Source organism: Streptomyces sp. NPDC026062 (genome assembly GCF_055568375.1).
The window spans coordinates 118,116-141,549 of sequence record NZ_JBVHOQ010000009.1; the positions used below are offsets into that span (position 1 = coordinate 118,116).

At 70.9% G+C, this 23,434-nt stretch carries 20 protein-coding genes; 4 read left to right on the forward strand and 16 right to left on the reverse strand.

Translation table 11 applies throughout. The features are described 5' to 3' along the window. Positions 1-98 precede the first annotated feature (98 nt). From ACZ4LX_RS10735 to nsdA, 4 genes are all read right to left on the reverse strand, one after another. On the reverse strand, positions 99-2,552 hold the full coding sequence (locus ACZ4LX_RS10735; protein ID WP_467640843.1) for a [protein-PII] uridylyltransferase: 2,454 nt from the start codon (positions 2,550-2,552) through the stop codon (positions 99-101). A gap of 31 nt (positions 2,553-2,583) precedes the next feature. Next, on the reverse strand, positions 2,584-2,922 hold the full coding sequence (locus tag ACZ4LX_RS10740; protein ID WP_136330688.1) for a P-II family nitrogen regulator: 339 nt from the start codon (positions 2,920-2,922) through the stop codon (positions 2,584-2,586). After that, positions 2,919-4,271: an ammonium transporter gene (locus ACZ4LX_RS10745; RefSeq protein ID WP_467640846.1), complete on the reverse strand. Its 1,353-nt coding sequence runs from the start codon at positions 4,269-4,271 to the stop codon at positions 2,919-2,921. The genes ACZ4LX_RS10740 and ACZ4LX_RS10745 overlap by 4 nt, the downstream gene beginning before the upstream one ends. A 402-nt stretch (positions 4,272-4,673) precedes the next feature. Further along, complete coding sequence (gene nsdA, locus ACZ4LX_RS10750; protein WP_467640849.1) at positions 4,674-6,158, reverse strand: transcriptional repressor NsdA; 1,485 nt, start codon at positions 6,156-6,158, stop codon at positions 4,674-4,676. A 425-nt stretch (positions 6,159-6,583) separates the two neighbouring features. Between nsdA and ACZ4LX_RS10755 the strand changes: the two genes are divergently transcribed. Further along, positions 6,584-7,243 (forward strand): bifunctional DNA primase/polymerase, encoded by a 660-nt coding sequence (locus ACZ4LX_RS10755; RefSeq protein ID WP_467640852.1) that lies wholly within the window; start codon positions 6,584-6,586, stop codon positions 7,241-7,243. A gap of 98 nt (positions 7,244-7,341) precedes the next feature. Here the strand turns inward: ACZ4LX_RS10755 and ftsY are convergent, their stop codons facing one another. Continuing rightward, positions 7,342-8,550 (reverse strand): signal recognition particle-docking protein FtsY, encoded by a 1,209-nt coding sequence (ftsY, locus tag ACZ4LX_RS10760; protein WP_467640855.1) that lies wholly within the window; start codon positions 8,548-8,550, stop codon positions 7,342-7,344. 298 nt (positions 8,551-8,848) lie between these two features. On the opposite strand from ftsY, the gene ACZ4LX_RS10765 reads away from it, so the two are divergent. Next, positions 8,849-9,814, forward strand: a complete 966-nt coding sequence (locus ACZ4LX_RS10765) for an LLM class flavin-dependent oxidoreductase (protein WP_467640857.1) — start codon at positions 8,849-8,851, stop codon at positions 9,812-9,814. 70 nt (positions 9,815-9,884) lie between these two features. Here the strand turns inward: ACZ4LX_RS10765 and ACZ4LX_RS10770 are convergent, their stop codons facing one another. The 4 genes from ACZ4LX_RS10770 to ACZ4LX_RS10785 all read right to left on the reverse strand — a co-directional run bounded on the left by ACZ4LX_RS10770 (position 9,885) and on the right by ACZ4LX_RS10785 (position 16,637). Beyond that, entirely contained in the window at positions 9,885-11,303 is a 1,419-nt protein-coding gene (locus tag ACZ4LX_RS10770) for a sugar porter family MFS transporter (RefSeq protein ID WP_467640860.1), read from the reverse strand. A 221-nt stretch (positions 11,304-11,524) separates the two neighbouring features. Continuing rightward, positions 11,525-15,376: an AAA family ATPase gene (locus ACZ4LX_RS10775; RefSeq protein ID WP_467640863.1), complete on the reverse strand. Its 3,852-nt coding sequence runs from the start codon at positions 15,374-15,376 to the stop codon at positions 11,525-11,527. A gap of 328 nt (positions 15,377-15,704) precedes the next feature. Continuing rightward, entirely contained in the window at positions 15,705-15,917 is a 213-nt protein-coding gene (locus ACZ4LX_RS10780; RefSeq protein WP_018551753.1) for a hypothetical protein, read from the reverse strand. Between the two features lie 438 nt (positions 15,918-16,355). Continuing rightward, positions 16,356-16,637: an acylphosphatase gene (locus tag ACZ4LX_RS10785; protein ID WP_326739020.1), complete on the reverse strand. Its 282-nt coding sequence runs from the start codon at positions 16,635-16,637 to the stop codon at positions 16,356-16,358. A 144-nt stretch (positions 16,638-16,781) separates the two neighbouring features. Here ACZ4LX_RS10785 and ACZ4LX_RS10790 point away from each other — a divergent pair, with 144 nt between their 5' ends. Beyond that, a complete protein-coding gene (locus ACZ4LX_RS10790) occupies positions 16,782-17,738 on the forward strand; it encodes a CAP domain-containing protein (RefSeq protein ID WP_467640869.1) in 957 nt (318 codons plus the stop codon). A 95-nt stretch (positions 17,739-17,833) separates the two neighbouring features. Here the strand turns inward: ACZ4LX_RS10790 and ACZ4LX_RS10795 are convergent, their stop codons facing one another. Then, positions 17,834-18,094, reverse strand: a complete 261-nt coding sequence (locus ACZ4LX_RS10795; protein WP_467640872.1) for a hypothetical protein — start codon at positions 18,092-18,094, stop codon at positions 17,834-17,836. Between the two features lie 410 nt (positions 18,095-18,504). Between ACZ4LX_RS10795 and ACZ4LX_RS10800 the strand changes: the two genes are divergently transcribed. Continuing rightward, the gene (locus ACZ4LX_RS10800) at positions 18,505-18,942 is read left to right on the forward strand and encodes a winged helix-turn-helix transcriptional regulator (protein ID WP_467640875.1); all 438 of its coding nucleotides are present in this window, start codon (positions 18,505-18,507) and stop codon (positions 18,940-18,942) included. Here the strand turns inward: ACZ4LX_RS10800 and mutM are convergent. The 6 genes from mutM to coaD all read right to left on the reverse strand — a co-directional run bounded on the left by mutM (position 18,921) and on the right by coaD (position 23,431). Next, positions 18,921-19,775 (reverse strand): bifunctional DNA-formamidopyrimidine glycosylase/DNA-(apurinic or apyrimidinic site) lyase, encoded by an 855-nt coding sequence (mutM, locus tag ACZ4LX_RS10805; RefSeq protein ID WP_467640878.1) that lies wholly within the window; start codon positions 19,773-19,775, stop codon positions 18,921-18,923. The genes ACZ4LX_RS10800 and mutM overlap by 22 nt on opposite strands. A 105-nt stretch (positions 19,776-19,880) precedes the next feature. Next, the gene (gene rnc, locus ACZ4LX_RS10810) at positions 19,881-20,702 is read right to left on the reverse strand and encodes a ribonuclease III (protein WP_467640881.1); all 822 of its coding nucleotides are present in this window, start codon (positions 20,700-20,702) and stop codon (positions 19,881-19,883) included. 19 nt (positions 20,703-20,721) lie between these two features. Next, positions 20,722-20,895, reverse strand: a complete 174-nt coding sequence (gene rpmF, locus ACZ4LX_RS10815; protein ID WP_003965982.1) for a 50S ribosomal protein L32 — start codon at positions 20,893-20,895, stop codon at positions 20,722-20,724. Between the two features lie 2 nt (positions 20,896-20,897). After that, positions 20,898-21,563, reverse strand: a complete 666-nt coding sequence (locus ACZ4LX_RS10820) for a YceD family protein (RefSeq protein WP_467640884.1) — start codon at positions 21,561-21,563, stop codon at positions 20,898-20,900. A 159-nt stretch (positions 21,564-21,722) separates the two neighbouring features. Beyond that, positions 21,723-22,832, reverse strand: a complete 1,110-nt coding sequence (locus tag ACZ4LX_RS10825) for an ATP synthase F0 subunit B (protein WP_467640887.1) — start codon at positions 22,830-22,832, stop codon at positions 21,723-21,725. A 119-nt stretch (positions 22,833-22,951) separates the two neighbouring features. Continuing rightward, complete coding sequence (gene coaD, locus ACZ4LX_RS10830; protein ID WP_467641160.1) at positions 22,952-23,431, reverse strand: pantetheine-phosphate adenylyltransferase; 480 nt, start codon at positions 23,429-23,431, stop codon at positions 22,952-22,954. Between the last annotated feature and the right edge of the window lie 3 nt (positions 23,432-23,434).

Genomic DNA, 23,434 nt, shown 5'->3' on the forward strand with positions numbered 1-23,434 from the left:
TGCCGGGGTACGGAAGGCCGCTACGCCGTGGCGCGGAGCGCCCCGCGACAGCGGGGACGCCATCCGGTCCGGTGGTTCGCCGACGGAAGCGGCACGCCTCAGCCGAGCGCCTTCTCGATCTCCCGGGCCACCTCGGCGGCCCGCTCCGCGGACAGCGGCTCGCCCGCCGCGTCCGTGACATAGACGGTGTCCACCGCGTTGGCCCCCAGCGTCGACACATGCGCGCTGCGTACCCGGACCGCGCTCTGTTCCAGCGCCCGGCCGATCCGGTGCAGCAGGCCGGGGGCGTCCTGGGCGCGTACCTCGATCACCGTGGCCAGCTGCGAGCCGCCCGCCGCGACGGTCACCCTCGGCGGCGGGGCCTTCACCCCCCGGCGCCTCGGATAGGCGGCCTCCCGCTCGGCGAGACGGGCCCTGATGTCCAGGGAGCCGTCCAGGGCGCGGACGAGGTCGGCGCGCAGCCGGGCGGCCTGGGGCAGGGACCCGTACTCGGCCGCCACCCGCCAGCTGAGCAGCAGCAGATCCGCTCTCTCGCCCAGCTCCGTGGGGAGCTCCACTGCACGCAGGTCGGCGGCGCGGACGGTCAGCCGGTGCAGGGCGAGGACCCCGGCCGCTGCGGGAAGCACGCCGGGGCGGTCCGGGAGGGCGATGTGGAGTTCGACGCCGACGGGTTCGGGGCCCCCGTCCTCCTGCGGGGTCTCCGCCTGGGCGTGCAGGGCGAGGACGGGTTCGCCGGTGCGCAGGGCCTCGATGGCCAGGCGCTCCTGCTCGGCGCTGGGCGCCGTCTCCTCGGGCTCCTCGGGTGCTTCCCCGGCGAGGACCGCCGCGGCACGTTTGACGAGATCGGCGACGAGGGAGGCGCGCCAGGTGGACCAGGCGGCGGGCCCGGTGGCGAGCGCGTCGGCCTCGGTGAGCGCGTGCAGAAGCTCCAGAGTGGCGGCGCTCCCCACCGCGTCGGCGACGGAGCGGACGGTGGCCGGGTCGTCGAGGTCGCGTCGGGTGGCGGTCTCGATGAGCAGCAGATGGTGGCGTACGAGGGTGGCGATGACGCCCACGTCGTGCTGGTCGAAGCCGATCCGGGCGGCCATGTCGCGGGCGATGACCTCACCGGCGACGGAGTGGTCGCCGGGCCAGCCCTTGCCGATGTCGTGGAGCAGCGCGGCGACGAGCAGGAGGTCGGGGCGGCCGACGCGGCGGGTGAGGGAGGAGGCGCGGACGGCCGTCTCGACGAGGTGGCGGTCGACCGTCCAGGTGTGGACGGGGTTGCGCTGGGGCCGGCAGTGGACCCGTTCCCAGTCGGGCAGCAGCCGGGTGATGAGCCCTTCGGCCTCCAGTGCCTCCCAGACGGGGACGGTGGCCTCGCCGGCGCCGAGGAGTGTGACGAGTTCGTCCCGGGCCTCGGCCGGCCAGGGCACCGGCAGCGGTTTGGCGGCGCCGGCGAGGTGGCGTACGACATGGCGGGAGAGCGGCAGCTCGGACTGGGCCGCGGCCGCGGCGGCCCGCAGGACGAGAACCGGGTCGCGCTCGGGCCGGGCCGTGCGGGCGAGGACGACCTCGCCGTCGGCCTCGACGACGCCGTCGGCGAGCGGGGTGCGGTCGGTGGCCGGTGCCCTGCCGCCGCCGAGCATGGCGCGCAGCCGGGGACGGACCGAGCGGGCCCGCAGCACCCGGTTGACCTCGCGCCAGGTGACATCGGTGGCGTACGAGACGGTGCGGGCGGCCTCGTACACCTGGCGGAGCAGCGCGTCGGCGTCGAGAAGGCCGAGGGCGGCGGCGACCTGGTCCTGCTCCTGGAGGGCCAGACGGTCGGTGGCGCGGCCTGTCGTGAGGTGGAGGGCGTCGCGGGCGTCGAGGAGGACGCGGCGGGCCTCGGCGAGGCCTTCGCGGGGGGCGTCGGCGACCCAGGAGGCGGCGACGGCGCGCAGGGCGGTGGCGTCGCGCAGTCCGCCTCGGGCCTCCTTGAGGTCGGGTTCCAGGAGGAACTGGAGCTCGCCCTGGCGCTCGGCCCGTTCGCGGCAGAGCTCGTCGAGGGCGGGCAGGCGCTTGGGGGCCTGGTTCCGCCAGTCGGCGAGGATCGCCGTGCGCAGGGAGGCGACGAGGCCGAGGTCCCCGGCGACGGGCCGTGCGTCGAGGAGGCCGAGCTGGACCTTGAGGTCCTCCCCCGCTGTCCTGCGGGCCTCGGCGGGGGTGCGTACCGAGTGGTCGAGGGAGAGGCCCAGGTCCCATACGGGGTACCAGACGCGGTCGGCGAGAGCGGCGACGGCTCCGGCGTCCGCGCTGCCGTCGTGCAGGAGGAGGAGGTCGAGGTCGCTGCGCGGGGAGAGTTCGCCCCGGCCGTAGCCGCCGACGGCGACGAGGGCGGCGCCCCGCACGCCGGCGTGTTCGGCCGCGGCGGTGAAGAGCGCGGTCAGCCACTCGTCGGTGAGCGAGGCGAGGGCCGCACGGCGCGGCGGCCCGGACCGCTCCTTCTCCTGGAGAAGGAGCAGCCGGGCCGCCGCGTAGCCGCTGGGTCCCGAGTCCTCTGATTCGGTGGTCACTTCGGTGCTCGTCACCCAGCTGCCTTTCCGTGTACGGAACAGTCGGTCAGAGTGCGTCCGGGCCGCGTTCGCCGGTACGGACCCGGATCGCGGTCTCGACCGGGACGCTCCAGACCTTGCCGTCACCGATCTTGCCGGTCCTGGCGGCCTTCACGACGACGTCGATGAGCTGTTCGGAGTCCTCGTCCTCGACCAGGACCTCGATGCGGATCTTCGGGACGAGGTCGACGGTGTACTCGGCGCCCCGGTAGACCTCGGTGTGGCCGCGCTGCCGCCCGTAACCGCTGGCTTCCGTGACCGTGAGGCCCTGGACGCCGAAGGCCTGGAGGGCCTCCTTGATCTCATCGAGCCGGTGGGGCTTCACGACTGCGGTGATGAGCTTCATGCGTCCACCTTCTTGTTCGCCGGGGCTGCCGCGGTGCCGGGTGCGGGGGGTGTGGAGCGCGAGGACGAACCGCCGCCCGCACCGCTGAAGTCGTATGCGGTCTCGGCGTGTTCGACCTGGTCGATGCCGGAGACCTCGTCGTCCTCCTGGACCCGCATTCCGATGGTCTTGTCCACCAGGAGCGCGAGGACCGCGGAGACGACCAGAGAGTACGCGAGGACCGCGAAGACCCCGACGGCCTGCTTGCCGAGCTGGTCGAGCCCGCCGCCGTAGAAGAGGCCCTTGGCGTCGGACTGCACTCCGCCGGTGGCGAAGAAGCCCACGAGGAGGGATCCGGCGATACCGCCGACGAGGTGGACGCCGACGACGTCCAGGGAGTCGTCGTAGCCGAACTTGTACTTGAGGCCGACGGCCATGGCGCACAGCACACCGGCGATGGCGCCGACGGCGATGGCGCCGAGCGGGCTGACCGCGCCGCCGGCCGGGGTGATGGCGACGAGTCCGGCGACGGCACCGGAGGCGGCGCCGAGGGTGGTGAACGAGCCGTGGCGGAGCTTCTCGTAGCCGAGCCAGGCGAGCATCGCGGCGGCGGTGGCGACCTGTGTGTTGACGAACATGACCGCGCCGACGCCGTCGTCGTTGCCGAGCCACGAGCCGGCGTTGAAGCCGAACCAGCCGAACCACAGCAGACCGGCGCCGAGCATGACGAGCGGCAGGCTGTGCGGCCGCATCGGGTCCTTCTTGAAGCCGACGCGCTTGCCGATCACCAGGATCACGCCGAGGGCCGCGGCACCCGCGTTGATGTGGACGGCCGTACCGCCGGCGAAGTCGATGACGCCGAGCTCGTAGAGCCAGCCGCCGGCGCCCCAGACCCAGTGCGCGACCGGGAAGTAGACGACGGTGACCCAGAGGGTGATGAAGAGCGCCCACGAGGTGAACTTGACGCGGTCGGCGAGGGCGCCGCTTATCAAGGCCGGGGTGAGCACGGCGAACATCAGCTGGAAGACGGCGAAGACGTAGACCGGGATGGTGTAGCCGTCCCAGAGTTCCGTGACGCCGATCCCGCTGAGGCCGACGAAGTCCTGGCTCCAGCCGATGACCGAGCCGGAGTCGGTGCCGAAAGCGAGGCTGAATCCGTACAGCACCCACAGGATCGTGACGATCCCGAGGCTGATGAAGCTCATCATCAGCATGTTGAGGGTGCTCTTGACGCGGACCATGCCTCCGTAGAAGAAGGCCAGGGCCGGCGTCATGAGCATCACCAGGGCCGAGCAGATGAGCATGAACCCGGTGTTGGCGGCAGAGAGCGTCGGGGCGTCTGCTGCAAGCGTCGTGATGCCTGGGGGCATCGGCGTCTCCTCGTCGTCGGTGCGGCCGCGTGCGGGGGCGGTGGGGACGTATCCACGTGCGGGACCACTGGGGAAAAGGTGCGGGCCGGTTCGGACCGCCCTCCGATTGCCGGTCGGTCCTTATGCGCCATGAGATTCGCCCAGCGCCGTTTCGCCCGATGCCACACGGTGTTTCACCGCAGTGACTAAGAGGACCGCCGTGTTACGTCCCCATGAACCGCCCATGCCGTGCCCGCGCTCGGGCCTACTCTGCGGCCGACGCCGCATACGGTGCGGTTACGACGCTCCGGCAGGGGAACGACCACACGAACCGGCCACGACAACCACCCACTGACCAGGCAATCGGGGGAGCCGAAGTCGGTCGGTGCGGGGTGGCCGTCGTGGCCGGAGTGGAGGTGCCGCTCAGACCGCTTCAGCGGTCTCGGGCAGTTGCGCGGTGAGGAGATCAGTGAGCCGGGCGACCTCGGGAATGTCCCCGAAATCCCTGGCCGCGGTGTCGACGGTCTTGCGCAGCCGGGTGTTGACACGCTCCGAGCGGACCTTCTTGGCGACCCGCAGGGCCTTCTCGGCCAGCACGGTGGACTGCTCGGGCTCGCGCTTGAGGAGGTGGACGGTGGCGAGACCGACCAGATTGAGTGCGTACGAACGCTGGTGCTCGTCGTCCTCGCGGAAGAGCTCGACCGCCCTCTGCATGACGGGTTCGGCGAGCGAGGCGTACGTGGGGCTGCGGCCGGCCACATAGGCCAGGTCGCGGTAGGAGTGCGAGTTCTCGCCGTTGAGCTCGGCCTCGGAGAAGAAGCGGATCCAGTCGGGCTCGGGCTCGCCGTCGATCCCCGCGTCGAGGAAGGTCTCCTCGGCCATCCGGACGGCCCGCTTGCACTTGCTGGGCTGGCCCATGTTGGCGTAGGCGCGGGCCTCCATCGCATACAGCATGGCCTGGGTCCGTGCGGTGGCGCAGTCGCGGCTGCCGTACTGCGCGAGGTGGATGAGCTCAAGGGCGTCGTCGGGCCGGCCGAGGTGGATCATCTGGCGGCTCATGCTGGACAGGACGTACGAGCCCAGCGGCTTGTCACCGGCCTCCTTGGAGGCGTGCAGGGCCAGCACGAAGTACTTCTGGGCCGTGGGCTGGAGGCCGACGTCGTAACTCATCCACCCCGCCAGCTCGGCCAGTTCGGCGGCGCAGCGGAAGAGGCGCTTGGCGGTGGCGGCCGGCTGCGGCTCCTGGAGCAGGTCGGTGACCTCGTGGAGCTGGCCGACGACGGCCTTGCGGCGCAGTCCGCCGCCGCACTGGGCGTCCCACTGCCGGAACATCGCGGTGGTGGATTCCAGCAGGTCGAGCTCGGGGCCGGAGAGCCGGGAGGGGCGGCGGGCGGCGTCGGGCGACTCCGGCTCGACGGAGGCGCCGGATCCGCCGGGCGTGACGGGCACCAGCCAGCGCTGCATGGGTTCGATGAGGGCGGGTCCGGCGGCGAGCGCGAGTGAGCTGCCGAGGAATCCCCGGCGGGCGAGCATCAGGTCGCTGCGGGAGAACTCGCTGAGCAGGGCAACGGTCTGGGGTCCGGCCCAGGGCAGATCGACGCCGGCCACGGAGGGCGCCTGGTGGGCGGTGCGCAGCCCCAGGTCCTCGACGGCCACGACGGAACCGAAGCGCTCGGAGAACAGCTCGGACAGAATGCGCGGGATCGGTTCGCGCGGCTGCTCACCGTCGAGCCAGCGCCGCACCCGCGAGGTGTCGGTGCTGATGTGGTGGGCACCCATCTGGCGCGCTCTGCGGTTGACCTGACGGGCCAGCTCGCCTTTCGACCAGCCGCTGCGCACGAACCACGATCCCAATTGCCCGTTCGGGCGCTTACCGGCATTCGAATCGCCTGCGCCGCTGCCACTCACCGGAACGCCCCCATCCGTCGAAATACTGTCGCGCGGACCTCTATCAGAATGCCGCGAACCGACGCTGATCGTATGCCGGTTACCCAGCATCGAACAGAAAATCGAGTTGCCTCCGGCATGCCCACGGGCGTACATACTTCCACGGTTCGCGTACCGACGGTAATCCTACGATCACCCCCTCGGCAGGGCGTTTGCTGAAACGCCACCATTCGCCACCCCTTCGAATGAACGCCACCACGGCCGGGCGCGATTCACTTGACGGGCAGCGATCAGTGGTGGGCGCAGAGATGCATTCAAGGGCGCGCGCGGGCCCTCGCACCACCCGGGGCGTACTCCGGGTGCACACCGAGCGCCGGGAGCGACAGGGCTTCTCGAAGTGTGCTCCGGTTCGTAACCACCGGCGCGTTGGACCCGTTGGAGGGGGTATGGGCTTCACGATCGGCGGCATCCGCGAGATGCGGTCCGGCACACGGCGCCGCGGCCGTGCGGCCGAGACCACCGCGGTGGCCGAGTACACAGGGCTGTGGGGCTGGGCGGTCATGCCCGGCGCGCGTGCCTCGGACGGCGACTGCTCGTGCGGGGACGCCGGCTGCCCCTCCCCGGGGGCGCATCCGCTGGCGTTCGCGCGGGAGGTGCCCGCCGGGGCGACGCTCGACACCGCGGCGCGCGCGTGGGGCGAGGTGCCCGGCGCCTCGATGCTGCTTCCGGTGGGCCGCAGCTTCGATGTGCTCGATGTCGCGGAGCCCGCCGGGCGCCGGGCGCTCGTGCGGATGGAGCGGATGGGGCTGCCCCTGGGCCCGGTGGCGGTGACCCCGGCCGGCCGGGCGCAGTTCTTCGTCGCCCCCGGAGCGGCCGCCGAACTTCCCCGGCTGCTGTACCGGATGGGCTGGGACGGCATGGGCCTCGACCTGCGGGCGTTCGGCGCCGGCTCCCACATCACCGCACCCCCTTCGGACCAGGGCGGCCTCGGCCCGGTCCGCTGGCTGCGCCCGCCGGCCCTGGACACCGCGGCCGCGCCGCCGGAGGCCCGGCTGCTGCTGGGCACGCTGGCGTACATCTGCCACCGGCTGCCCCCCGGCGGCTGAGCTGCGGGCCGGCGGCCCGGCGACGGCCCGGGCGCGAAAGCGAGGAGCCCGGCCCCACGCGGTGCGTGCGGCCGGGCTCCTCGCTGTACGGAGGGGGTTCAGTCCCCGATCAGGGCATCCACGAATGCCTCCGGCTCGAAGGGAGCCAGGTCGTCCGGCCCCTCGCCGAGCCCGACCAGCTTCACCGGTACGCCCAGCTCGCGCTGGACCGCGATGACGATGCCGCCCTTGGCGGTGCCGTCGAGCTTGGTGAGGACGATGCCGGTGATGTCGACGACCTCGGCGAACACGCGCGCCTGAACCAGGCCGTTCTGCCCGGTGGTGGCGTCGAGGACGAGCAGGACCTCGTCGAGCGGTCCGTGCTTCTCGACGACCCGCTTGACCTTGCCGAGCTCGTCCATCAGCCCGGTCTTGGTGTGCAGCCGGCCCGCCGTGTCGATGAGGACGACGTCGGCGCCCTCGGCGATCCCTTCCTTCACCGCGTCGAAGGCGATCGACGCCGGGTCGCCGCCCTCGGGTCCGCGCACGGTGCGGGCGCCGACGCGCTCGCCCCAGGTCTGGAGCTGGTCGGCGGCGGCGGCCCGGAAGGTGTCGGCCGCGCCGAGCACGACGCTGCGGCCGTCGGCCACCAGCACCCGGGCCAGCTTGCCGGTGGTGGTGGTCTTGCCGGTGCCGTTGACGCCGACGACCATCACGACGCCGGGGGTCTCGGCGCCGCCGTCCGTCCTGACCGCACGGTCGAAGTCGGTTCCGAGGAGAGTGAGGAGCTCCTCACGCAGCAGCTTGCGCAGCTCTTCGGGGGTGCGGGTGCCGAGGACGCGGACGCGCTCCCGGAGCCGTTCGACCAGTTCCTGGGTGGGAGCGACACCGACGTCGGCGGTGAGGAGAGTGTCCTCGATCTCCTCCCAGGTGTCCTCGTCGAGATTGTCCCGGGACAGGAGCGTGAGCAGCCCCTTGCCGAGGGAGTTCTGCGAGCGGGCGAGCCGGGCCCGGAGCCGTACGAGACGGCCGGCTGTGGGCTCGGGGACGTCCAGCGCGGGGGCGGCGGGCGCCTCCGGCTCGGCGGTTTCCGGGGCCTTCCCGGCGGCCCCCTCGGGCGGAAGGCCGGCCTCCTCGATGGTGCGGCGCGACTCGTCGCGCGGCGTTTCGGCCTCCTCGCCGACATGGGGTTCGGCGGGAGGAGTGATGGTCGGCGTGCTCGACGGCGCCGGGGGCAGCTGCTTCTTCTTGCGGCTGCTGACCACGAGCCCGCTGATCACGCCGACCGCGACCAGGGCGATGACTACAGCAAGGATGACGAATTCCATAACCCACCCAGTATCGGTCACGTGCGGCACCGCGCGGGGGATGCCCGGTCCCTCACGGGGCCGCGTGTGCGCGGCAGCCCCCGACCGCGCGGCCGGACACCCGTCCGGGAGCGGCTTCGGCCCCGGGCAGCGGACCCCGGCGCGTGTGCCGGTGCTGCCTGGATACCCGCCCAGCCGCCGGGCAGCCCGGCCGCCCGGCGGCTGCGGACCACGAATCGCACCCCTACACATCTGACGCTACGTCAGCTATGGTCCGCTCCCGCCCAGCCCGCCAGCCAGGCCCCAGGGGGACAGCGTCATGGCCTTCACCGTCGTCCGGTTCAACCTCGTCGATCCGGCAGCCACCCCGGACTCCCTCTCCGCCCGCTACCGCGCGGCGCTGGACATGGCCGCGTACGCCGACGAGAACGGCGTCGACACGGTGCAGACCGAGGAACACCACGGGGCGGCCAACTCGTGGCTGCCGTCCCCCTTCGCCTTCGCCGGAGCGGTCTTCGGAGCCGCCCGCCGGATCGCGGTGACGGTCTCCGCCGTCATCGGACCGCTGCACGATCCCCTGCGGCTGGCCGAGGACATCGCCGTGCTCGATCTCCTGAGCGCGGGCCGGCTGGTCACGGTCGCGGGGATCGGCTACCGGCCCGAGGAGTACGAGCGGGCGGGCGTCGAGTGGGGCAGGCGGGGGCGGCTCCAGGACGAGCTGCTGGAGACGCTGCTGAAGGCGTGGACCGGGGAGCCGTTCGTGTTCCGCGGCCGTACGGTCACGGTCACCCCGCAGCCGTTCACCCGCCCCCATCCGCTGCTGCTGGTGGGCGGCAGCTCACGGGCGGCGGCGCGACGGGCGGCCCGGCTGGGGCTGCCGCTGTTCCCGAGCGCGCATCTGCCGGAGCTGGAGGCGTACTACCACGAGCAGCGCGCGGAGCACGGCACGGAGGGCTTCTGCATGATGCCCTCGGCCGAGACGCCGTTGCTCCACGTCTCCGAGGATCCGGACCGGGCGTGGGCCGATTACGGGAAGCACTTCCTGCACGAGGCGCGTACGTACGCCTCCTGGCAGTCCAAGGAGATCCGCTCGGCCGTCCGGTCGGCGGCGACGACGGTGGAGGAGCTCCGGGACGAGGGCGTCTACCGGATCGTCACACCGGACCGGTGCGCGGGCCTGGCCGGGGAGCTGGACAGCCTGGTGCTGCACCCGCTGTGCGGCGGGATGCCGGTCGAGGAGGGGTGGCGCAGCCTGCGCCTGTTCTGCGGGGCGATCGGGGGATGAGCACGCGTGAGGCCTCGTCCCGCCGGGGCGGGGCGAGGCCTCACGGCTTCGAGGGGAAGGGCAGCGGGGATCAGCCCATCTCCTCCAGCGCCTTGCCCTTGGTCTCCCTGACGAACTTGAGGACGAAGGGGATCGAGAGCGTGGCGAAGCAGGCGTAGATGATGTACGTGCCCGACAGGTTCCAGTCGGCGAGGCTCGGGAAGCTCGCGGTGATCGCCCAGTTGGCGATCCACTGCGCGGAGGCGGCGACGCCGAGTGCGGCGGCGCGGATCCGGTTCGGGAACATCTCGCCGAGGAAGACCCAGACCACGACGCCCCACGACAGGGCGAAGAAGAGCACGAAGACATGGGCGGCGACGAGCGCGACCACGCCCTGGGTCGTGGGGAGCTTGCCGTCGACCAGGTCGGCGGAGAAGGCCCAGGCCTCGAAGGCGAGAGCGATGGCCATACCGCAGGAGCCGACGAGGGCCAGCGGGCGACGCCCGACCCGGTCCACCAGGATCATCGCGATCACCGTGCCGATGATGTTGATGATCGAGGTCGTGAACGAGTAGAAGAACGAGTCGGTCGGGTCGATGCCGACCGACTGCCACAGCGTCGCCGAGTAGTAGAAGGCCACGTTGATACCGACGAGCTGCTGGAACACCGACAGACCGATACCGACCCAGACGATGGGCAGGAAGCCGAAGCGGCTGCCGAGCAGGTCCTTGAAGCTCGACTTGTGCTCACGGTGCATCGCGGTCTCGATCTCGGCGACCCGGGCGTCGAGATCGATGTTCTTGCCCTCGACCTCCTCCAGGATCTGCCGGGCCCGGTCCTTCTTGCCGACGGAGATCAGGAAGCGCGGCGACTCGGGGATCGCGAACGAGAGCAGTCCGTAGAGCACCGCGGGCAGGACCATCACACCGAGCATCCACTGCCAGGCTTCCAGCCCGCCGATCTTGCCGCGCTGGTCTCCGTCGGCGATCTGCAGGATGCCGTAGTTGACCAGCTGGGAGATGGCGATACCGATGACGATCGCCGCCTGCTGGAAGGAACCGAGCCGGCCGCGATAGGCGGGCGGGGAGACCTCGGCGATGTACGCCGGGCCGATCACCGACGCCATGCCGATGGCGAAGCCGCCGATGATGCGCCACATCGCCAGGTCCCACAGCGCGAAGGGAAGCGCGGAGCCCACGGCGCTGATGGTGAAGAGCACGGAGGCGATCTGCATGCAGCGGATACGGCCGATGCGGTCGGCGATCCGGCCGGCCGTGGCGGCACCGATCGCACAGCCGATCAGTGCGATGGCGATGACCTGCGCGAGCGTGCCGGAGCCGATGTCGTACCTGCTGCGGATCGCTTCGACCGCGCCGTTGATGACGGAGCTGTCGTAGCCGAAGAGAAAGCCACCCATAGCGGCCGCGGCGGTGATGAAGATGACATGGCCGATGTGGTCCGGATGGGCCGCCCGTGCTCCGGACTCCGGTCCCTGCGAGGTGCTGGTCACATGAACTCCTGGGGCCTGGCCGCAACGTCAGGCGGTGGGGGGTGAACTCTCCTAGTGGGGCATAACTTCAGCGCTGCCACCACCTGAAGAGAGAAACGGCACCGCAGAGACTATGCATTCAATTCATAAAGTCAACATTGCGAAGCAGGTGCAATTTCTCCCCCCGCCTACCCAAGAACACCCCTATCCGCGTGTTGAATTCTTGAAGAATGGGCGAAGGTTCAGCGCAGCCGTTGGCTGATCACCTTGGAGACGCCGTCCCCCTGCATCGAGACTCCGTAGAGCGCGTCGGCGACTTCCATCGTCCGCTTCTGGTGGGTGATCACGATGAGCTGGGAGCTTTCCTGGAGCTCCTCCATGATCCGGATCAGGCGCTGCAGATTGGTGTCGTCGAGCGCCGCTTCGACCTCGTCCATCACATAGAACGGGCTCGGCCTGGCCTTGAAGATCGAGACCAGCAACGCCACCGCCGTCAGCGACCTTTCCCCGCCCGACAGCAGGGAGAGCCGCTTGACCTTCTTGCCCGGCGGCCTGGCCTCGACGTCCACGCCGGTCGCCAGCATGTTGTCGGGATCGGTCAGGATGAGCCGGCCCTCGCCGCCCGGGAAGAGTCGTGAGAAGACCCCCTCGAACTCCCGGGCCGTGTCCCGGTACGCCTCGGTGAACACCTGCTCGACCCGCTCGTCGACCTCCTTGATGACCTGCATCAGATCGGCCCGGGTCTTCTTCAGGTCCTCCAGCTGCTCGGAGAGGAACTTGTGCCGCTCCTCCAGCGCCGAGAACTCCTCAAGGGCGAGAGGATTCACCTTCCCGAGTTGCTGATACGCCCGTTCGGCCGACTTCAGCCGCTTCTCCTGTTCGGCCCGGACGAACGGCCTCGGCTGGTTGCGCGGATGCTCCGGATCCTCCGGCAGCTCCTCGCCCTCCGCGGCTGGGGACGGCGGCACGAGCTGGTCCGGCCCGTATTCCGCCGCCAGACCGGCCGGCTCCACGCCCAGCTCCTCCAGGGCCTTCGCCTCCAGCTGCTCTATGCGCAGCCGCTTCTCGGCACCGAGCACCTCGCCCCGGTGGACCGAGTCAGTCAGCTTGTCGAGCTCACCCTTGAGCTCACGGCCCCGGTGACGTTCGGCAGCCAGCTCCCGCTCCCGCTCGGCCTTCGACGTCTCCGCGGCGGCCTGCTCCTCCTGCGCCCGCACGACCGACACCTCGACATGGGCGAGCAGCTGACGGGCACCGGCCGCGACGGCCGAGGCCACCTGGGCCTCGCGGCGCAGCCGGGCGCGGCGCTGCTCGGCGCGGGCGCGGGCCTCGCGCTCCGCACGGGCGCCACGGTCGAGCGAGTCGGCGCGGCCGGCGAGGGCGTTGACCCGTTCCTCGTGGGTACGGACCTGGAGCCGGGCCTCCATCTCGGTCTGGCGGGCGTTGGCACCGTCGGCGGCCAGCCGGTCGCGCACGGCGGTGTCCGGCTCCTCGTCCGCGCCGTCCTCTGCCGTCTCCTCGGCCACCAGCAGCCGTTCGGCCAGCTCCTCGGCATCCTCGGTCGCCCGCTCAAGGGCCTCCTGCGCGCGGGCGGCGGACGATGCCATCCGCTCGGCCTCGCCCGCCGCCCCGCGGGCCTGGCCGGCCAGCCGGCCGAGCTGCTGGGCCACGCCGGACTTCTCCCGCTCCGCGGCCCGCCGCCGCTCCCCCAGCTCCTCGACGAGCGCCACGCAGTCGCCGCGCCGCCGGTCCGCGTGCCGCTGCGCCTCGGCCAGCTCCGCGCACCGCACAGTGAGTTCGGCCAGCTCCGCCGCCGCTTCGTCCACGGAAGCCTGGACCTCCAGGAGGCTGGGCGCCCCTGCCGAGCCGCCGTGGGCGAAGTGCGCCGAGAGCACGTCCCCCTCGCCGGTCACCGCTGTCAGCTCCGGGCGGGCGGCCACCAGGTCCTCGGCGTCCTCCAGCGTCCCGACGACCACCATGTCCCGTACCAGCCTGCGGACCGCGGCCATCAGTTCGACGGGACCGCTGACGAGGTCGGCGACGGCGGGGGCGCCCCGGCCATCGGCGAGGGCCAGGACTGTCGTCCGTCCGGCTGCCTCGGCTGCGGCCTCGTCCGCGCCGTGGGAGGTGAGGGAAGCGGCGGCCGGTGCCCGGGGGCCGGGCTCCGCACCCTGACCGGGAACATGGTGCTCCACCCCCTGCCCGGGGACATGGGCCGCACCGGTCCCCGGCGCGGGGCGGGCCTCCGGCCCCTGACCGGGTACGTGCCCCGCGCCCACGGCATCGGGCCCGCCGGGAACAGCGCCGCCGACGGGCAGGCCCCGGCCCTCACCACCGTTCACGAGCGCGCCCCCGCCCTGGCTCACGTCTGCGGGGACGCCGCCGAGCAACAGGGAGGCGCGTCCCGCGTCCTGTTTACGCAGCAGCCTGATCGCCTCCGCCGCCGTGGCCGGGTCCGTCACGGCCACCGCGTCCGCCGCCGCGCCCAGCGCCGCCGCCACCGCGACCTCATGGCCCGGGGCCACCGTGAGCAGTTCGGCAGCCGGTCCGAGCAGGCCCGCCAGCCGGTCCCGGGCGCCCAGCAGCACCCCGGTCCCGTCCTTCCGTCGCAGCCCGAGGGCCAGCGCGTCATGGCGGGCCGAGACCGCCGCGCGCTTGCGCTCGGCGGCGGTGAGCTCCTCCCGGGCCGCGGAGAGCGCCCCCTCCGCCTCCTTCAGCTCGCGACGGGCGTCCTCGTGCCGCTCACCGAGTTCGGTGTCGCCCGCGTCCAGGCCGTCGACCTCGGCCTTCAGCTGCTCGTACTCCTCCTGGGCCGCGACTGCCCGTTCCTGCGCCTCGTCGCGCGACGCGGCCAGCCGGTCGATCTCCGACTGCGCCGAACCGGCCCGGCTACGGGCCGCGTTGACCTGGCCGTTCAGTCGGGCGAGCCCTTCGCGGCGGTCCGCGAGCGCGCGGGCCGCGTCCTTGAGCCTGCGGTCCTCGGCCGCCAGTTCCCGTTCGAGTTCGGCGCGGTGGGACGCGGTGTCCTCCCGTGCGTGCTCCGCCGCCTCCAGCGCGGCGGTCAGTTCCGCCTCCTGCTCACGGATCCGGGCGGCCTCGCGTTCCATGTCCTCGGGATCGCGCCCCCGCCGCTCCTCCTCGGGCGGCGCGGTGGCGCTCTTCACCCGGGCGTCGGCGAGCGAGATGGTGCCGCGTACCCGTTCGGCCAGCTGCGAGAGCTCGTACCAGGTCTGCTGGGCGCGCTGGAGCCGCGGCGTCAGCCGCCGTACCTCGCCCTCCAGTTCGGCCTCGCGCGCGAGAGCGGCCTTCAGTTCCGTCTCGGCCGCCTCACGGCGCTGCTTCAGGGCCGCCTCGTCGGCGATCTCGCTGCGCAGTGCGGTGTGCAGCCGCACCAGGTCGTCGGCGAGGAGACGCAGCCGGGCGTCACGCAGATCGGCCTGGATGACGGCGGCCCGGCGGGCCACCGCCGCCTGCCGGCCGAGCGGCTTCAGCTGGCGCCGCAGTTCGTCGGTGAGGTCCTGCACCCGGGCCAGGTTCGCCCCCATCGCGTCCAGCTTCCGCAGCGCTTTCTCCTTGCGCTTGCGGTGTTTGAGGACGCCCGCCGCCTCCTCGATGAACGCGCGGCGTCCCATCGGGTCGGCGTGGAGCACGGAATCCAGCTGGCCCTGGCCGACGATGACGTGCATCTCCCGGCCGATACCGGAGTCCGAGAGGAGTTCCTGGATGTCCAGCAGCCGGCAGGTGTCGCCGTTGATCTGGTACTCGCTGCCGCCGTTGCGGAACATGATCCGGGTGATGGTCACCTCGGCGTACTCGATGGGCAGCGCGCCGTCGGAATTGTCGATGGTCAGCGATACTTCCGCCCGGCCCAGCGGCGGCCGCCCGGTGGTGCCGGCGAAGATCACATCCTCCATCTTGCCGCCACGCAGGGATTTGGCGCCCTGCTCCCCCATGACCCAGGAGAGCGCGTCCACCACATTGGACTTGCCCGACCCATTGGGGCCGACCACGCAGGTGATCCCGGGTTCGAACCGCAGAGTGGTGGCGGAGGCGAACGATTTGAAACCACGCAGGGTCAGGGCCTTGAGGTGCACGCCGCCGGACTCTACCTTTCGCTCTCGGTTTCGCTGATGAAGGTGCAGGGCACATCAGACGTTAAGGGAAGGGGTGTACGTCCGGGGCGGGACGGGCGCAGGCCGGAGAGGAAAAGAAAGAAGGGACGCCGAAGCGTCCCCGGTAAATCTTGTTGCGATGCTGCCTCGACGGATCCGCGGCCTCCATGAAGGCACGCGTGCCGGACCAGTGACAAGGCATAGGAAGAGGCAGATCAAAAGCGATTGATCTTCAATGATCCGGTGACGATCCGGCGGTGTTCCCGTGCGGCTGACGCGTACGGCCCGACCGGCCCCTGGGGGCCTGCGGTCAGGTCAGCGCCGGCTCCGCCTGAGGTACGTCGATGTCGATGCTGTCGAGCAGCGACTCTTGGTGCTGGGCGGCGGCGTTGAGCGCGTCGTTCTCGTCCTGAATCCTGACGAGCTCGGACTCAAGATCCTGGACGCGCTGCTGAAGCCGTCGCATCTCGGCGAGGAGTCGCGGGTCGGAACCGCCGACGTAACCGAGAAGCGCCTTTGCCATGATGGATGGTCCTCCACACTGAGTGACCGACCGATGCGGTGTGGGTCGTGAGGGAATCGCACCCGCGGTGCTCGGCAGTGCTCTGTGTTCACTGCTGTTCTGCTGCCAAACAGCTCTGCCGAACAGCTGAGGTGCGCGGGGATTTCAGCGTCTCACCAAAAAGTTTGACGGTCAACACGATCACACCCCGTAAAGGCGGGCACCCCGGGCGCGCACGGCTTGGCGATCATGCGGCGCGACTCTGCGACGGGGCCCTCGGGGGAGCGGAGATCACCCTTACTCCGGCAGCCTGGCACGGCAACCGAATCTTGGCAACCATCAGCTCATTCCGCAGGTCATTTCATGTGTACGCATGGCCGCGCCCTTCGCCGTCACCCCTCGACGCACCTCGAACACGGCCCGAACACGGGCCGTATCCCTCCCCTCCCGACGACCGGATCAGCGGATCGCGAATCCCTCGTATCCACCCCGCGGCGTGTCCCAGATCTCAGTGACTCCGTCAACGCGGCCGGGTGTGTCGTCGGAGCGCAGCCAATCCAGCAGACGGTGGCAATTCTCACGCGGCCCCTCGGCCACGACCTGCACTCTGCCGTCTTCGAGGTTGAGGGCGAATCCGGTGAGTCCGCCGATCTCCAAAGCGTTTGCCCTGGTGAACCAGCGGAACCCTACTTGCTGCACTCGGCCGCGTACCCAAGCGGTGAGTCGCACATCTTCGTTCATGCCCGAACGCTAACGGGCCAATTGCTCTCGGAGCACTTCTCGGCGAATCCCCATGGCGTACAGTCCCCTCGCAATAGCTTCACTCGATCGGGTGAGCAAAGGTGCGCCGGCAACGGCGTCCGGATCTTCAGAAGGGCACAGCAGATGGGACGCCATCGACGCTCCGCCGCAGCTCCCGCCGCTGAACAGTACGCGGGGGAGACCGCGGGCCGGAGCAGGAGCACGCGCCGCAGGAAGCGGTCCGGCATACCGGTACGTACGGGACTGCTCGGCGTCTCCGCAGCCCTGGCCGTCGGAGCCGTGGCGGTGACCTCCGGTCTGCTGCCCGGTGGCGACAGCCACAGCGTGAGCGGCGGTCCGGCCGCCGACCAGGTGCGCTCCGGCGGGGCCCCCGATCTCCTGACCCAGGGCGGCTCCACGACCGCGCCCGCCGACCGTGAGTCGTCGGCCGCCGCAAGCAGGAGCACCGAACGCGCCAAGGCACCCACGCCGTCGGACTCCCCCGATTCCGCGACGCCTTCGGCTTCGTCCGCGTCCCCCTCGAAGACCTCGGGCCCGGCGAGGACGAAGGAGGCCGCCGCGAAGGAGCAGGCGAAGCGCACCGCCGCCTCGAAGGCCCCCGCCACCGGCACCACGACGAGCTCGGCACCGGCCGCCGCGTCGAGTCCGGCCGCACCCGAGACCTCCGCCCCTGCCGCCCGCGCCAGCACCGCACCGACCCCCGCCGCCTCGGCCCAGGCCGCCGTGCTGGCCCTGGTCAACCAGGAGCGCGCCAAGGTCGGCTGCAGCCCGGTGACCGCGAGTGCGTCACTGGCCTCGCTCGCCCAGAACTTCAGCGACGACATGGCGGCCCGCGGGTTCTTCGATCACACCGACCCCGACGGGCAGTCCCCGTGGGACCGTGCCGCGGCAGTCGGCGTCACGGGTCTCGGCGGTGAGAACATCGCCCGCGGCCAGGCCGATGCCGCAGCCGTGATGGAGTCCTGGATGAACAGCGACGGCCACCGCGCGAACATTCTCAACTGCGACTACAAGACGCTGGGCGTGGGTGTCCACTTCGGCGCCGGCGGCCCCTGGTGGACGCAGGACTTCGGCTTCTGACCTGCCGCGGGCAAGCGTCCTCAGCTCTCCTGGGCCGTCAGATGTGTGCGGTCCCACATCTCACCGGATCATGCCGTCGATGACGGGCCCGCGAATCAGCCGAAGCAACCGGGCACCGGGCTGGGGCTGTTGAGGCAGTTGTCCGGGGTGTTGGCGCCGACCCGGCTGAAGCGCAGGGTCACGGTGCCGCCGTTGTTGTAGACGCCACCCGGGTTGGCGCCTTCGGCGACGTTGTTGCTGATATTGCTGGCCGTCACCGTGGAGGTGCCACCGGACGCGGCCGGCACACCGTTGGCCAGGCCCGCACCGGTCTGCGCGGTGTTGCGCACGATGCTGCTGGCGTCGACCGTGAGCACTCCGATGCTGGCGATGCCGCCGCCCGCGGTACCGGCGGGTGTTCCCGCTGAACTGCGAGGTACCGACAGCCACCATGCCGTCGGTGACGAGGCCGCCGCCGTTCTGGCTCGTCCGAGAGGAATCGTCCTGCGGCGGCGCGGTCGGACGGTTGACCGAGAAGTGCCCGACGCCTCGCCCCGTATCACAAATCGCACCCCGATTCGCAGCCTATGGCCCTTCGTGGTGCCTCTCGCAGCCGATCCCCTGTGGCAGGAAGCCGCGGGGGATGGTGGGGCACCCCAGGACACGCCGGGCGTGTCCTGCCCACGACATCCGCCGCCCCGCCCCTCGCGCTTCGGCGGCTTCGCTCGCACTCACCCACAGATTGCGCACCCTCGTGGAAAGCGCTGTGTGGGCGTACGCTGCCGTCATGGACAGGATCGGCGACAGCACACCGGACGAGGGCTGTCCGCACGAGACACTCCCCTTCGACGTGTTCTCCAAGGAGTGCCCCTCGCGTGGCACGCTTGAGCACGTCACCGGCCGCTGGGGCGCGCTGACGCTCGGCGCGCTGTACGAGGGCGGCCTCCGGTTCAACGCCCTGCGCCGCCGGGTCGACGGAGTGAGCGAGAAGATGCTCTCCCAGACCCTGCAGGCGCTGGAGCGCGACGGACTCGTGCACCGCGAGGCCCAGCCGACCAATCCGCCGCGCGTCGACTACGAGCTCACGCCCCTGGGGCGTCAGGTCGCCGGACAGCTGCTCGGGCTGATCCAGCTCGTCGAAGGCCGGATGTCCGAGGTCCTGGCCGCGCGCGGGCGTTACGACGACGCCCGGCCGGACAGCCCTCAGGCGCGCGGCGGACGCTGACAGCGGGGGCAGAAATAGCTCGACCTGTTCATCCAGGCGCGCCGCCGCATCGGCGTACCGCAGCGGTGACACGGCTCGTCCTCGCGTCCGTACGCATCGAGCGAGCGGTCGAAGTATCCCGACTCGCCGTTCACGTTCACATAGAGGCTGTCGAAGCTCGTGCCGCCCTGGGCCAGCGCCGCGTTCATCACGTCGCGGACATGGCCCAGCAGCTCGGCCGACTTGGGGCGGGTCAGGGTCGCGGTCGGCCGGTCGTAGTGCAGCCTGGCCCGCCAGAGCGCCTCGTCCGCGTAGATGTTGCCGACGCCGCTGATCAGCGACTGGTCCAGCAGAGCACGCTTGACGGTCGTCCGGCGCAGCCGCAGCGCCGTGTGGAACGCGGCGTCGTCGAAGGCCGGGTCCAGTGGATCGCGGGCGATGTGGGCCAGGGTGTCGGGCAGTCCCTCGGCGGTGTTCTCGTGGAGGGAGAGCCCGCCGAAGGTCCGCTGGTCGACGAAGCGCAGCTCGGTGCCGACGGCGTCGGCGAAGCGGATCCTGACGCGCAGATGCTTCTCGTCCGGGGTGCCCTCGGGCTGTACGAGCAGCTGGCCGCTCATGCCCAGGTGGCCGACGAGCGATGTGGCCGCGTCATCGAGCGGCACCCAGAGGTACTTGCCCCGGCGCATCGCCGTACCCAGGCGGACACCGCCCAGCCGGGCGGCGAAGTCCGCACCGCCCGCGAGATGCCGGCGGACGGCACGCGGGTGCAGGACGTCGACCTCGCCGACCGTGCGCCCGGTGACCCAGCGCTCAAGACCGCGCCGGACGACTTCGACCTCGGGCAGCTCGGGCACGGTGTCTCTCCTGTCGGTGGTCCGAAGGGTCCGGAAGGACGGTTCGGAAGTGGGTCGGGACAGAGAGAACCCCCCGACGCACTGGGCGCCGGGGGGCTCTCGGGGTCAGGCAGGAGCAATGTCCGTGGACGCCGGGCCGGCAGGGGTGTCGGCGGCCCCTCCGTCGGCAGCGGACTTCGCCGCGGCCTCCCGTGCTTCCGCGGCGGCGCTGATCTCGCGCCAGGCGGACTCGGCCGCCTGCTGCTCCGCTTCCTTCTTGCTACGGCCGGTGCCGGTGCCGTACGAGACACCACCGACGCGAGCGGCAGCAGTAAAGGTCTTCTCGTGATCCGGGCCGGTCTCCGTGACGAGGTACTCGGGGACTCCGAGGCTCTCGCTCGCGGTGAGCTCCTGGAGACTGGTCTTCCAGTCCAGGCCGGCACCGAGGTTCGAGGACCTGTCGATCAACGGGTCGAAGAGCCGGTGGACCAGCTCCGAGGCCACGTCGAGGCCCTGGTCGAGATAGACCGCGCCGATCACCGCTTCAAGGGTGTCGGCGAGGATGGACGCCTTGTCCCGGCCACCCGTGCCCTCTTCACCTCGGCCGAGCCGGATGAAGGAGCCGAGTTCGAGGCCGCGGCCCACTTCCGCGAGCGCCCGAGAGTTGACCACCGCGGCCCGCAATTTGGCCAGCTGGCCTTCAGGCAGGTCGGGGTGGGTGCGGTACAGCGTGTCCGTGACCACCAGTCCGAGCACCGAATCCCCGAGGAATTCGAGCCGCTCGTTGGTGGGCAGACCGCCGTTCTCGTACGCGTACGAACGATGGGTCAGCGCACGCACCAGAAGGGCGGACTCGAGGTGATACCCGAGCCGCCCTTCCAGAAGCGTGTGGGACGAGGCTGTGTTGACGTTGTCTGCCTGCTTCTTGGCGTGGGACAACTCAGACATCGGGCCTCTCACCAGCCGCTCAGACCTCGAGGACCTGGCGCTTGTTGTACGTGCCGCAGCTGGGGCACGCGATGTGCTGCAGCTTCGGCTCCTGGCAACGCTCACACGAAACCAGGGTGGGGACCGCAGCCTTCCACTGCGACCGGCGGTGGCGCGTGTTGCTGCGCGACATCTTCCGCTTCGGAACAGCCACGGCTACTTCTCCTGCTTCTCGTCGACGCCGGGTGCGGCGCCGCCCATGTTGTCCTTCTCGCCGTCCTGAACGGTCTCGGCGAGTCCTTGCAATGCCGCCCAACGAGCGTCGACGACATCGTGGTGGTGGCCCGGATTCTCGTCCAGCCTGATTCCGCATTCGGAACACAGACCGGCACAGGTCTCCTTGCACACCGGCTGCATCGGCAGTGCGAGCACCACCGCATCACGCAGCACAGACTCGAGGTCGAACAAGCCGTCCTCGAGGAAGAACCTGTCCTCGTCGTCCTCGGCGTCGTCGACCGGGTCCGCGGTCTTGCTGCGGTTCCGGTCATCGGCGTCAGGGTACGAGAACATTTCCTGGAAGTCCGCCTCCACCCGAAGGTTCAGCGGCTCCAGACACCTTACGCACTCTCCCTCGGCGGTTGCACGGGCGGTGCCTGTGACAAGCACACCTTCCATGACCGATTCGAGGCGGACCTCCAGCTCCACGGGTGCGCCTTCCGGCACACCGATGACCCCGTCGATACCGAAGTCCTTGGGGGCGTCCGCCGAGCGGGTCAGCCGCTTGAGGGCACCCGGACGCCGGCCCAGCTCGTGCGTATCGAACACGAGAGGGTTTCGGTGGTCGAGGTGGCCGTTCAGGGCTTTTCCTGCTTTCGAGATCATGCGCATCACGCTGGGTGGGAGTGGGCCGACCGGTTCGGAGTCGAAGCGGGCAGCCGGGATCGCGGATATACGCGCGACCGAAGAGCCAGGATACTGGACACACCGCCCAGCTCCCAATCCGGCCCTGATCCGGGACCGGGTCCGGACCCGCGGGCGCGCTCAGCGCTCCTGTTCGTAGCGCCGGAGCTGGTCCAGGTCGATCATGCTGGTGTCGAACAGGCTGGTCTCGTCCAGTGCGGCCTCACCGTGCTGCTGAAGGTGCTGCTGCGGGGCCTGCGCCGGCTGCTGCCAGGCGTCGTAGCCCTGCGCCGGGACGGTGGCCCGGGCCTGGTTCGGGTCGTAGCCCTGCTGCTGGTACCCCGCGTACGGATCGGGCTGCTGCTGGTAGCCGGTGTACGGATCGGGCTGCCGCGCGCTCCCGTACACGTCCTGCGGCTGCTCCTGGTACGCGTACGTCTGCGCGTACTGCGGTTCCGGCTGTGCCGGGTACTGCGGCTCGCCGTGCTGCTGGGGGACCTGGAGGGGTTCCGGGGTGGCGATCTCGGCCAGCCCGGCCCAGTGGTCCTCGTCGCTGGTGTGCCCCTGGGCGCCCGCGGCGTCCTGCGCGGCCATGTGCGCGCCGAGGTCGTCGGTGGCGACCCGGCCGTGGAGCTTCTGCCGGCCCCGGCCGACGGCCTCCAGGGTCTTGGCGAGCACCGCCTCGAAGGCGCCGAGCTTGGTGTCCACGTACTCGTCGGCCCGGCTCCGGAGTATGGCCGGGTCGGTGCTGCGCTCGGGGGCCTCGGCGAAGTCGGGGTCCTCGTAGCCCTGCTCGTCGAAGCCCTGGCCCCGGCCGAGAAGCTTCTCGCGGCCCCGGTCGACCGAGCCGATCGTCTTGGTGAGGACGACCTCGAAGTTGGCGAGCTTGCTGTCGACGTACTCGTCGGCCTCCGCGCGGACCTCCTCGGCGTCCTTGCGGGCCTCACCGAGGATCCGGTCGGCCTCGGCCTGGGCCTGCCGGGCGATCTCCGTGCCGGAGATGAGCGAGCCGCGCTCGGCGTGGGCGCCCTCGATGATCCGGCCGGCCTCCTGGCGGGCCTGCTCGACAAGCTGCTCGTGGCCGCCGATGACCTGCGCGGCCTGGGCGAGCGAGCCGGGCAGGGCCTCGCGCACCTCTTCGAGCATCGAGAGCAGTTCGGCGCGGTTGACCACGCAGGATGCCGACATGGGCATGGACCGGGCGTTCCCGACCGCCTCGACGATCTCGTCGAGCTTCTTCTGCACGTCCACCGTGTGCTCGCCACTCTCTACTGCCGATTGGAGACGGACGGGACGACTGTACGGCCAGTCGGTGCCCGTACGACACCTACGGGACCTCCGGAAGGCCCTGGTGACGGACTGTCAGCGTCTCACTGCTGCGCGAGGCGTTCGGTCAACGCCTGCTGGACCAGCGGCGGCAGCAGGTGCGAGACGTCTCCGCCCCAGGTCGCCACCTCCTTGACCAGGGAGGACGAAAGGAAGCTGTAGGTCGGATTGGTCGGCACGAAGAGCGTTTCGACGCCGGAGAGCCCGTTGTTCATCTGGGCCATCTGGAGTTCGTAGTCGAAGTCGCTGACGGCGCGCAGGCCCTTCACGATGGCCGGGATGTCGCGCTGCTTGCAGAAGTCGACCAGCAGGCCGTGGAAGGCCTCGACCTGGACGTTGCCGAAGTCCGAGGTGACCTGGCGGATCAGATCGATCCGCTCGTCGACCGTGAAGAGGCCCTTCTTGGACTGGTTGATCATCACCGCGACATGTACGACGTCGTACAGCTTCGAGGCGCGGCCGATGATGTCGAGATGTCCGTTGGTGATGGGGTCGAACGACCCCGGGCAGACGGCGCGGCGCAACTT